Source organism: Algoriphagus ratkowskyi (genome assembly GCF_002150505.1).
GTDB lineage: Bacteria > Bacteroidota > Bacteroidia > Cytophagales > Cyclobacteriaceae > Algoriphagus > Algoriphagus ratkowskyi.
In genome coordinates this window covers 58,652-70,875 of the sequence record NZ_MSSV01000011.1, presented here as the reverse complement: position 1 = coordinate 70,875, position 12,224 = coordinate 58,652, and the positions used below count along the sequence as shown (strand labels likewise).

Genomic DNA, 12,224 nt, shown 5'->3' with positions numbered 1-12,224 from the left:
TAAAAAATATCAAAATGAATATAAGAAGTAAAACAAACTCGATAAAAATCCTTTTAACAGGATTAATTATAGCAGTCACTTCCGGATGTAATGAAGATTGGCTGGTGCCAAAGCCTTTATCTTTCTACTCCCCTGAAAACACCTATAACGACGCAAGTGGATTATGGGCAGCCCTAGTTGCCTGTGAAAGAAATATGCGCCATGAATATACTGGTGATGGGTCCCCCATCCTTACGGAACATATTTTCTCTGAAGTAGCTATAGAAGGCACAACAGATAAGTCTGGTCCTGCACAGGATATGAATCTGCTCATTACTCCAGATGCAAACTTGAACTCTACTAACACCAATAGAATTGGATGGTACTGGTATGAAGGGTACAAAGGAGTAAAGTATGCAAATACTGTAATTTCAAGAATTGATGAACCTCAGAATTACGAATCTGAAGCAGAGAGAAACCATCTTCTTGCTACAGCCTACTTCCACAGATCATTACGTTATTATAGACTCACGCAGCAATTCGGCGATATTCCATTAATTCTGGATGAAATTACTGTCCCCAAGCTTGATTTTTATTCAACAGATCGAACAGTCATTCTTAAAAAAATGAAAGAAGATCTTGAGTGGGGAGAAGAATGGATTCCAGTCGTAATGGATAGAGGTAGAGTTCCTAAGGGAGCACTTCAACATCTATTAATCAAAGTTAATCTTGCTCTTGGCGAATTTCAGGATGCACTTGCTGTAGCCAATAGGTTGATTGATGCTGGTCCTTATGCTTTAATGACACAAAGATTCGGAGTAGACAAAGGCGACCCTACTAAAAATGTAGTATGGGATCTTCACAGACCTGAAAACAAGTCTCCTATTTCTAACACAGAAACCATCCTGCTTGTAATGGATAGAATCGATACTGATGGAAGCTCTGGAGGAATTATCACAATGAGAAATGCTGTCCCTTTCTGGGGATCTAACATTAATACTCCTGCTGGAAATAAAGGAACTTCTGATGTACCTAATTTGGCTATCGACCAGGTAACTCAGATTGGACGTGGAATCGGAAGATTAAGAGGAACTTGGTATCACCAGAGCATGATCTGGGATGACGAAAATGATTTAAGACATGCTCCAGGTAACTGGATGAATATGACTGACTTGGTTTACAACAACCCAGGTATCGCTTCTTCAGACCCGTACTACGGTAAAAACCTTGAATTTAGAAACGCAGCTAACGTTGTAATTGTAGTCGATACAATCAGAAGCTGGTTCTCATGGCCACACTACAAATTGTATGTGCCAGATCCAAAACGAAATCAGCCTCAAGGTGGAGAAACCGACTGGTACATTTTCAGACTTGCAGAATCCTATTTGTTGAGAGCTGAAACCAAAGTTTGGATGGGTGATCTTGCTGGAGCTGCTGCAGATATCAATGCAGTTAGAACGCGAGCAGGCGCTGCTCCTTACACTGCAGCCGATATCAATATTGGGACTGTATTGGACGAAAGAGCACGAGAGCTATACTATGAAGAGCCAAGAAAAACTGAACTAACCAGAATGGCAAGAATCTTTGCTATGACAGGTATTGCTGCTTACAATGGTAAAAGTTATAATGAGGCTAACTTCTCTAATTCCAATTTCTTTTTCGACAGAATCATGGAAAAGACTGATTATTACAATAAGGGTGTATTCACAAGACACGGGGATACATACACAATGAGCCCTTATCACGTATTATGGCCTATCCCTCAAAATGCTATTAACTCAAACACCAAAGGTCACCTAAACCAAAATGAAGGTTACTACGGTTTTGAAAATAACATTCCACCACTTACCTCTATCGAAGACGGTGGTTAATTAAGTCTTTGACCCTTATTATAATCCATAGCTTTAATAAAAAGCGACTGGATTAAAACTACTACGGAGACCAGTGTGAAACATTGGTCTCCGTTTTTGTTCCATTACATTACTAGCCGGTCACTCGTCACAGACGCTACTGTACAATCAACCTATTCAGTGGAATAAAAAAAGCTGCCCTGATAATCAGAGCAGCTTTTCACCTAGTCAGTGATGTGAATCTATTCTTGCAATGTTGATTCTCGGATTGTAAGCTGTGAAGGGATAGTGATCACTTGGTCCAATAGCTCATAGTGCTTCGGCTTAGTCAGTTTTTTGATAAGTAATTTCGCGCATTCATTTCCTATCGATAAAGCCGGTTGAGTGATGGTAGTAAGGGAAGGATTGAGTAATCCTGCGATAGAAGAATTAGCAAAACTGATCAATTTCACATCAGAGGGCATTCTTAGCTTTGTTCTTTTTATCGCTTGATAAGTGGCAAATGCCAATTTTTCAGCGGATGATAAAATACCATCTGGTCGATCTGAAGAAAGAAGCAATTCCTGAATCAATTTCACATTATGCGGTTCTTCATGACTACAATACAGCGTCAAAGCAGGGTTTAATTCCATTCCTTCACTTAAAATCGCGTCAGAATAACCCCGTTGTCGTTCCTGGCTTATCGAAAGATCTTTCCCTAAAGTCAGCAAAGCAATCTTTGTACATCCTTGCTTGATTAAATGTTTGGTCCCTTCAAATGCACTTTCATAATCATTTGTGATAAACTTGGTGGTAGGAATATCTGCCCTGATTCTGTCGAAAAAAACGATTGGAAGTCCACGATCATGCAATTTTTGCAAATGAGAAATATCACTTGTTTGGCTTGTAACTGACATCACAATAGCGTCTGCACGTCCATTAAGTAATAAATTTACGATTTTACGCTCCCGCTCTAGATCCTCATGCGTATTGTAAATCAGAAGATGATAACCATGCTCCTGGGCAATTTCTTCTATTCCATCCACTACTTGAGCAAAAAAGTTATTAATACGCTCTGGGATGATTACTGCGATAGTTTTACTTTTGTTTTCTCTCAAACTCCTCGCAAATGGGTTGGCGTGATAATTTAGCTTTTCAGCCATACTTATCACCCTCTTTTTTGTTGCGTCACTTATCTCATAGCTATCATTTAACGCTCTTGAGACGGTGGAAGGGGCAAGCTTTAATTCAGCGGCCAATTCTTTTAGACTTATACCTCCGGCCATGTGTATTGGTTTATTGTTTCAGTGTTGAAAATACAAATCCTTTCTCAATTAGTCCCAATCGAGCAAAAATTTTCGAAATCGATTCCGCATTTTATTCCCCAAATGCTACTGATTCAAGGTATTTTTAAGTGAATAATAAGTTGTATAAATAAAGCCACAATAACCAATGCCCTATTCAACGACTAAAACGTCATACCTTTCTGACGACTTTTTATTGAGAAATGATTTTGCAAAAACGCTGTACCACCAATATGCCAAGGATTTACCCATCATAGATTATCACAACCACCTTCCACCAGCGGAAGTCAACACCAATAGAAAGTTTGAAAATATTTCAAAAATCTGGCTTGCTGGTGATCATTATAAATGGCGGGCGATGCGAACTTTCGGTATCAATGAAAAATTCATCACAGGTGACTCTTCAGATGAAGAAAAATTCAAGCAATGGGCCAAAACTTTGCCTCACACCCTGAGAAACCCATTGTATCATTGGTCACATCTGGAGCTGAAAAGATATTTTGGCATAGATGAACTACTCTCAGAGGCAAATGCAACTGAAATTTACAGCCACTGTAATAATGTGTTAAAGCAAGATTCTTTCTCTACTCAAGGTCTTTTGGCACAAATGAAAGTAGAAGTAATCTGCACTACAGACGATCCGATTGATTCACTTGACCAGCATGTCTCCTTCCATAAGCAAGGCACGGAGCTAGGCATGTATCCAGCTTTTCGACCAGATAAATCTTTCGCAGTAGAAAACGCTAGTACCTACACTACCTACATCGCAAGTTTGGCGGCTAGTGTAAACTTTGAAATTTCCTCTTACGAGAAACTACTCGAAGCAATGAGCAAAAGGATAGATTACTTCCACGAGCGTGGATGTAGATTGTCTGACCATGGCTTGGAGCAACTCTATTTCTTCAAAGAAAATACGTATTCAATAGAGACTATTTTCTCACAAGTCACTTCGGGTAAAGAGCTCAGCAAACAAGAGGTAGATTTTTTCAAATTCACTACCCTCCTAGCGCTTTGCAAAATGTATCATGCCAAGGGCTGGGTTCAGCAATTTCACTTGGGTGCACTTAGAAACACCAATTCGCGTTCACTTCGAATCCTTGGTGCTGACACTGGTTTTGATTCTATCGGTGATTTCGATCAAGCTACATCTATGTGTGGGTTCTTCAATGAATTAAATACAGAGGATCAGTTATGCAAAACGGTGATATATAATCTCAATCCTCGTGATAATGAAGTTTTTGCAACCATGATTGGTAATTACAACGACGGTTCGGTGAGAGGCAAAATTCAATTTGGCTCCGGCTGGTGGTATATGGATCAAAAAGACGGTATGGAAAAGCAAATCAACACCTTGTCGAATATGGGGTTAATTAGCTGCTTCATCGGAATGCTTACAGACTCTCGTAGCTTCCTTTCTTTTCCACGTCATGAATATTTCCGCAGAATACTATGCAATTTATTTGCTGAGGATGTTGCCAATGGCGAACTTCCTTGGGATGAAAAATGGCTGGGAGGCATCATATCTGATATCTGCTACCATAATGCAAAACAATATTTCGACTTTAGTCCAAAAAACATTCAAGTTTAATTATGAGTAATTCACTGTTTTCTCTAGAAGGGAAAAAAATAGCTTTTTCAGGTGCAACCGGAGTACTCGGTCAATCGATGAGTCATTACTTAGCCAAAGAAGGTGCTGAAATCCTGATCTTAGGCCGTACGCAATCCAAAGTAGATGACTTAGTAAAACAGATTTCTGACGCCGGAGGCAAAGCTTTTGGCTACATCTGTGATGTGACTGATGAGAGCAGCATGCAAGGAGCCTATTCTGAAATCGAAAAAACACATGGCTACATTGATATTTTGATCAACGCTGCTGGAGGTAATATGCCAGGAGCTGTAATTACGCCAGATAAAACCTTACAGCATTTGGAATTGGATGCCTTAAGAAAAGTATTGGATCTAAACTACCTCGGTACGGCCATCCCATCTAAGGTTCTCTTTCCTCTAATGTTGAAAAATGGAAAAGGCAACATTATCAATATCAGTTCAATGGCTGCCTCTAGACCCATGACACGCGTCATGGGATATGCCTCTGCCAAAGCAGCAATAGATAATCTAACCAAGTTTCTATCTGTAGAACTTTGCACTAAGCACGGTGCAGAATACAGAGTGAATGCCATCGCTCCAGGTTTTTTCCTGACAGAACAAAACAGAGCCTTGCTCACCGAATCTGACGGAAGTCTCACTGGAAGAGGAAGTCAAATTATGAACCATACACCTATGGCTAGATTTGGCAAACCCGAAGATCTCAATGGAGCTTTACATTGGCTTTGCGCTGAAGCTTCTGCTTTCGTCACTGGTACCATCGTAGCAGTGGACGGTGGATTTGGAGCCTATTCAGGCGTGTAATTATTGTTAATTTCGAATTAGCTATTTCGAATTTAACAGAACTTGAAAATTGAACTTTGAATTTGAAAATTGACCATTAACCCCACAGTAATATGACCTATAAAATGGAGCAAACCATGCGTTGGTATGGCCCAAATGACCCAGTAAGCTTGAGAGACATTCTGCAGGCTGGAGCATCTGGAATCGTCACTGCCCTTCACCATATTCCCAATGGAGAAACCTGGTCCCGGGAAGAAATTAAAGAACGCAAAAACATTATCGAAGCTGCCGGCTTAACTTGGTCAGTTGTAGAGTCAGTTCCCGTACATGAAGTGATCAAAACTCGAACTGGAAATTATCTGGATGTAATCGAGAACTATAAGCAAACCCTTCGAAATCTAGCCGCAGAAGGTATTTTTACGGTATGTTACAACTTCATGCCTATACTGGATTGGACTAGAACAGACTTAGAATATGAGCTTCCAAACGGTGTAAAAGCGCTGCTTTATGAGAAAAAAGCTGTTCAGGCATTTGATCTTTTTATCCTAGAGAGAGCAGAAGCCAAAGCTGAATATTCAGCCGAGGAATATGCTGAAGTAAAGGCATACTATGAAGCACTTAGCCCTGCCAAACGTCAGATGATTTTCGACAATATGTTGAAAGGACTGCCAGGTTCGGAGATCGGCTATACGCTAGAGGAATTCAAAGCTATGCTAGCCACCTATGATGGAATAGATGCTGCAAAACTCGCTGAGCATTTGCGCTTATTTCTTGACGCAATAGTTCCTGTGGCAGAGGAAAATGGCGTTTGCGTAGCGATTCACCCAGATGACCCACCATTCCCACTTTTTGGGTTAGCAAGAGTAATGAGTACCGCGGAAGATGCTAGAAGAATTCTTAGAGATCAACCTAGCCCGTCCAATGGATTAACTTTCTGTACGGGTTCATTTGGCGTGAGAGCCGACAATGACCTGCCAGCTATGGTCAAAGAATTTGGTGATAACATCCATTTCATCCATTTGCGAAGCACCAAAAGAGACGAAGCTGGCAATTTCTTTGAAGACAATCACTTGGAAGGAAATGTACCCATGGTAGCTGTGATCGATGAGATCATCCAAGTACAACAAAAGCGAGGCAAAAGCCTGCCGATGCGACCAGATCACGGTCATTTGATGTTGGATGATTTGACTAAAAAAACTAATCCAGGTTACTCTGCAATTGGAAGACTGAAAGGTCTGGCAGAAATCAGAGGTGTAGAAGCAGGATTGCTTTACTCCCAAAAAAAATGACAGAAAAAGAAAAAATGCTTGCAGGCGAACTCTACCAAGCCGGAGATCAGGAACTGGTGGCAGAGCGCCTGCAAGTCAGAAAATTGGTGAAAACTTTCAATGATTCAGACCCTGAAGATGCTGATTTGAGGGTTTCTCTTGTCAGAAAAATCTTTGGGAAAGCAGGAAAGAACTTCTGGGTAGAGCCACCTTTTTACTGCGACTACGGTACAAACATTGAAGTTGGAGATGATGTCTTCTTCAACTTCAACTGTGTCGTATTAGACGTCTGTAAAGTCACCCTTGGCGATCGCGTTTTTGTGGCTCCAAATGTGCAGTTTTACCCAGCAACACACCCATTAGACGCTATTCAAAGAGGCCAAATGTGGGAATATGGCAAGCCAATTACCATAGGCTCGGATGTTTGGATAGGTGGATCTGCAGTGATTTGTCCCGGAGTGACTATAGGCGAAAGAACCGTCATAGCAGCTGGTGCGGTTGTGACCAAAGATTTTCCCGCCGATGTGGTTATAGGTGGTAATCCTGCTAAGGTGATTAAGAAGCTGGGTTGAAATAATTAAATAGCAGCCATTGAAACCTAACTAACGGTCAGGCAGGAAAAAAGGGAGGCTTACTCATCATGCATTTGCTCTAGCGAGCAGTTCCTGAGATTGGAACCTTAGCATGATCGACCAAAAACTGATAAATCATGGATAATTCTCGTCTTCTATCTCTAATCACTCAATCTCTATTCTTTAATCTCTCAATCTCCTTTTTCCCGTCTCTCGTCTTCTATCTTCTGTCTTCCGTCTCCAGTCTTCCGTCTTCCCTTCATCCCTTCATCCCTTCATCCCTTTGCCCATAATTATCTTATTTGAAGGCATTCATATTTCATTTCCTTTATATTGATAAACATTTGCTTATTTTTGGCCTCTAGTGTTTATAAACCTTTTGTTTTGACTGAATGAAAAGAGTATTAGTTAGTGGTGGTGGCGGATTTCTTGGCAGCCATTTGTGTGATCGCCTCTTAAAAGAAGGAAATGAAGTCCTTTGTGTAGATAATTTTTTCACAGGTAATAGAAGAAATATTCATCACCTTCTTGACAACAAGAATTTTGAGTTACTTCGTCACGATGTTACCCATCCGCTATATGTAGAGGTGGATGAGATTTATAATTTGGCCTGCCCTGCTTCGCCTATACATTATCAATTTGACCCAGTTCAGACTACCAAAACGTCTGTAATTGGAGCGATGAATATGCTAGGACTTGCGAAACGCCTAAAAATTAAAATTCTACAAGCGAGCACATCGGAGATCTATGGTGACCCGGAAGTTCATCCTCAGCCTGAATCATACAAAGGAAGTGTAAATACCCTTGGTCCAAGAGCGTGTTACGATGAAGGTAAAAGATGTGCAGAAACGCTCTTTTTCGATTACTATCGTCAGCATAATGTTGCAATCAAAGTCATGCGTATTTTCAACACCTATGGACCAAGAATGCACCCAAATGATGGTCGTGTAGTTAGTAATTTTATCGTGCAAGCATTGAGAGGAGAAGACATCACTATGTATGGAGATGGAAAGCAAACTCGATCTTTCTGCTATGTGGACGATAATATCGAAGGTATGTATCGCTTGATGAACAGCCGCGATGGATTCACCGGACCCGTAAATATTGGTAATCCAGGAGAATTCACCATGCTGGAACTTGCTCAGCAAATCATAGAACTAACTAATAGCAAAAGTAAAATGATCTTTATGCCATTGCCTCAGGATGATCCTATGCAAAGAAGACCCGTGATCGATCTAGCGAAAAAAGAGCTGGATTGGGAACCAACGGTAAACCTAAGAGAAGGATTAATAAAAACCATAGCCTATTTTGAGTCTGTAATTTGAAATACAGAATAAGTAGTAAACACAAAAGCCATCTCACGATGGCTTTTGTGTTTTACTTCATTACTTTTTCCTTGGCTTCTTTTTCAAAAACCGCATCATACGCAGGGTTTTTGATCGACGGAATTGGCGCTCCATACGAAAATCTCCAAGTCTCTAATCTCTTCAAAAGTTCAGCTGCTTTTTTAGGATTACTTGTTGCTAAATTTTTCGATTCAGAAGGATCAGAAACGAGATTATAAAGCTCTAAACCTCCATCTTCAAAATACTGATGCAGCTTCCAGTTTCCAGAACGAATCACAGAACCCGGACGTGTTCGGAAAAGTGGATCGCGAGAACTATCTTCTTTGGGATCATAAGCCTCTAGGTAAATTGGGAAATGCCAAAAAAGATCTCTTCCCATTGGTTTCTTATTCTTTAGCAAAGGCAATAGACTTTCTCCATCCAATTTCAATTCAGATTCTGAATCAATTAAAGCTTTAAACGTTGGGAAAAAATCCAACTGAGTGACGGGAGTATTTTCAATTCCTGCAGTTATCTGATTTTTCCACTTGATTAACAAAGGCACTCTAATTCCACCTTCATAGTAGCTCCCCTTTCCTGCACGCAGCGGATCCTGGTGGCTAGTAGCACGAATTCCGCCATTATCGGAGGTGAAGATGATCAGCGTTTTATCCGTAAGATTTAGGCTATCTAATGCGGCCAGAAGCCTGCCTACATTTTCATCCATACTATGGATCATAGCAGCATAGACAGGATTGTTCTGTCCCTTGCTCCCCTCCTTCTTTCTATACTTTTCTACCAGTTCGGGCTTCCCCATAAGTGGTGTATGAACTGTATAAAACGGTAGATATAAGAAAAACCGCTCTCCTCTGTTTTCTTCCACAAATGAAATCGCCTCTTCAGTTAAGCGATCTGTGAGGTATTCTCCTTCAATTTTAGCTTCCAAATTGATTGTATAGGGACTGAAATAACCATCTTTGCCTGGATTCCCTCTATGGCTTCCACCTTTATTTACTTCAAATCCATACGTCAAAGGATCGTCCGAGACATGCCATTTCCCAAATACACCGGTTCTGTAGCCATGGTCTTGAAAAAAATTCCCAAGAGTATAGCTATCCTTAGGAATTGAATTCGCATTTGGCGAAGCTATCAGCTGCCTTGTTTTAGGATTCCCTCGATCTGCAGGATCTACGGTATAAATCCCGTGCGTCATTGGATAACGGCCTGTGATCATTGTAGCTCGGCTTGGAGCACAATTTGAAGCTGCTGCATAGGCATGCATAAATATTTTACTTTCTTCGCTGAGTTGATCGAGGTTTGGCGTTTCATAATACTCCGAACCCATAAATCCCAGATCTGCCCAGCCTAGATCATCCACATTAATCAAGACTACATTTGGCTTGTCTGTTTCCTGAGTTTTATGCTGCGCAAAAGTACTCTTGGAGCCTAAAATCAATAGAAAACTCAAAATTATATACTTCTGCAACGATTCCGATTTTATACTAGTTAAACGCAAGAAAACTATTTCTACAAGCCTCTTACAACTCTACCCAACTCACTTTATTCCACTTACAAACCTTACAACTTTTACTTTTCACTACTCACCTTTTACTTATCACCTCTCACCTTTTTACCTCATAAAACCCTAACACCACTTACAAAATTTACATCTTTTACTTACCCTTCTCACCTATCAATCCTTCGTTACCTTGCTCCCCCACCAATCGGCATTTGGCTGCCATCCTGGTGCAAGAATTTTTACACGTTCAGATTCCAAATCTGGCATTCTTTCGTTTTTGTTTTTATCCAAAACGGCTTGATGTAGCACCGCATCGTAATCAGGATCAGCGATTGGACGATTTGCATTCGTTTCATCAAGCCATTGCATCAGTTTTCCTGAAAGTCTTTTTACCTCATCGCGATTCTCTGATGCTAGATTCTTTTGCTCACCTGGATCCCTCCCGAGGTCATAAAGTTCTACTACCTTATCCTCCCAGTAGTAGATTAACTTCCAATCGCCTTCCCTGATAATAGAGCTAGGATCTCCTCCTTGATTGCCATAGTGTGGATAATGCCAATAAAGCGCACGATCAGCCATTTCCTTACCATCCATCGCAGGAGCTAAACTTACACCTTCCATAGGAACATTTTCTCCTATAGCTACTCCTGCCAATTCTAAAAGTGTAGGATAGAAATCAATTCCACTTGCCGGAGTGGTGAGTGTAATCATCTCTTTTTGCCCTGGTACTTTGATGAAATATGGTACTCGAAGACCACCCTCCCACTGATACCCCTTGCCACCTCTTAGGGGCAAATTGGAAGTGGAAAAGTTATCTCCAGAAGCTACTCCTCCATGATCTGAAGTAAATACCACAATAGTATTTTCATCCATTCCCTGCTTTCTAAGTGCTTCAAGAACCACACCTACAGCATCATCCATAGACTCTACAAGGCCAGCATATATTGGATTGTCCTGAACCTGTCTGATTGGAAGCCTACGCTCCATACTATAGCCATGATCCGCAAGTCCGTTTTCGATTGCTTTGGTTCGATACTTTCTCCATTTCTCTTCAGTAGTTTGAATCGGCCCATGTACAGCGTAAAAAGACAGCATTGCAAAAAATGGTTTTTCATGTTTTCCTTCAATGAATTTTGCCGTTTCATTGGCCAAACGCATACTTAGATTTTCACCATCCGGCCCTTGCTCCATTTTTGGATTGTCATAGGGAGCAAAATATCCTCCTATTGGACTTCCCGACGAGTAGCCACCTCTATTGGTATCAAAACCATGATCTTCGGGATAGGATCCCTCTCCACCTAAATGCCATTTTCCAGCAAAAAACGTCTCATATCCAGCGCCTTTCAGTGCCTCAGGAAGTGTGACATAGGATGGATCTAATGCATGATCATAGGTTGGCGGCAAAAGCTTTGTATGACGGCCGTATTTTCGCCAAGCTTCTCCCTCTGGTGCGCCTATCCAGTCTGTGATGTTGTGGATAGCTGGCGTGACTCCGGTCATTATACTTGCCCGAGCAGGACTACAAACTGGCGATGCTGAGTATCCCTGTGAAAATTGGTAAGACTGTGAGGCCAGTGCATTTATATAAGGAGTCTCGTAAAACGCACTACCAGTGACACTTAGGTCATGATAGCCCAAATCGTCTACCAGAATAAAAACAATATTGGGTTGCTCAGGCGATTGGGCAAAAGACTGAAAACCACAGAGCAAAAGTCCTGCAATAGGAATATATTTCTTCAGCATAAGTAAGTGTAGTATTGAATAGAAAAACTAAGATGGTCAAGATCTATGAAAATCAAAAAAGGAATGTGATGAGCAGGTAGTAATTATAAAAAAGAATGCTGCAACATGACTAAAAATATAGCCTAAAAGTACGTTTAAAATATACCTGCATAGATGGAACAATAGCTCCCTTATCTCTTTTCCAGAGACTTATCCGACTTGCTCGGAAACAGGTAAAACCTCTAAATCGAGAGCAGTTGAACATTCAGAACCCCTTTTTGATCAAATGCAAAGCAGGAGATTTAAAATTTGGCATTC

General features: G+C 40.9%; 9 protein-coding genes. 6 read left to right on the top strand and 3 right to left on the bottom strand.

All coding sequences use genetic code 11. The features are described 5' to 3' along the window. Positions 1-14: 14 nt before the first annotated feature. Positions 15-1,850 (top strand): RagB/SusD family nutrient uptake outer membrane protein, encoded by a 1,836-nt coding sequence (locus BVH02_RS12720; RefSeq protein WP_086501829.1) that lies wholly within the window; start codon positions 15-17, stop codon positions 1,848-1,850. A 221-nt stretch (positions 1,851-2,071) separates the two neighbouring features. On the opposite strand, the gene BVH02_RS12715 is transcribed toward BVH02_RS12720, so the two are convergent. Further along, entirely contained in the window at positions 2,072-3,094 is a 1,023-nt protein-coding gene (locus tag BVH02_RS12715) for a LacI family DNA-binding transcriptional regulator (RefSeq protein ID WP_086501828.1), read from the bottom strand. Positions 3,095-3,260: 166 nt separating this feature from the next. Between BVH02_RS12715 and uxaC the strand changes: the two genes are divergently transcribed. The 5 genes from uxaC to BVH02_RS12690 all read left to right on the top strand — a co-directional run bounded on the left by uxaC (position 3,261) and on the right by BVH02_RS12690 (position 8,665). Beyond that, positions 3,261-4,700: a glucuronate isomerase gene (uxaC, locus tag BVH02_RS12710; RefSeq protein ID WP_086501827.1), complete on the top strand. Its 1,440-nt coding sequence runs from the start codon at positions 3,261-3,263 to the stop codon at positions 4,698-4,700. A gap of 2 nt (positions 4,701-4,702) precedes the next feature. After that, positions 4,703-5,521: an SDR family oxidoreductase gene (locus tag BVH02_RS12705; protein WP_086501826.1), complete on the top strand. Its 819-nt coding sequence runs from the start codon at positions 4,703-4,705 to the stop codon at positions 5,519-5,521. Between the two features lie 92 nt (positions 5,522-5,613). Next, entirely contained in the window at positions 5,614-6,789 is a 1,176-nt protein-coding gene (uxuA, locus tag BVH02_RS12700) for a mannonate dehydratase (protein ID WP_086501825.1), read from the top strand. Further along, entirely contained in the window at positions 6,786-7,340 is a 555-nt protein-coding gene (locus tag BVH02_RS12695; RefSeq protein ID WP_086501824.1) for a sugar O-acetyltransferase, read from the top strand. The genes uxuA and BVH02_RS12695 overlap by 4 nt, the downstream gene beginning before the upstream one ends. Positions 7,341-7,732: 392 nt before the next feature. Continuing rightward, positions 7,733-8,665, top strand: a complete 933-nt coding sequence (locus BVH02_RS12690; RefSeq protein WP_086501823.1) for a UDP-glucuronic acid decarboxylase family protein — start codon at positions 7,733-7,735, stop codon at positions 8,663-8,665. A 52-nt stretch (positions 8,666-8,717) separates the two neighbouring features. Here BVH02_RS12690 and BVH02_RS12685 read toward each other — a convergent pair whose 3' ends face one another. Both BVH02_RS12685 and BVH02_RS12680 read right to left on the bottom strand, forming a co-directional pair. After that, positions 8,718-10,151, bottom strand: coding sequence for a sulfatase (locus tag BVH02_RS12685; RefSeq protein WP_086501822.1), 1,434 nt, complete (start codon positions 10,149-10,151; stop codon positions 8,718-8,720). Between the two features lie 207 nt (positions 10,152-10,358). Next, positions 10,359-11,927: a sulfatase gene (locus tag BVH02_RS12680; RefSeq protein ID WP_086501821.1), complete on the bottom strand. Its 1,569-nt coding sequence runs from the start codon at positions 11,925-11,927 to the stop codon at positions 10,359-10,361. Positions 11,928-12,224: the final 297 nt, after the last annotated feature.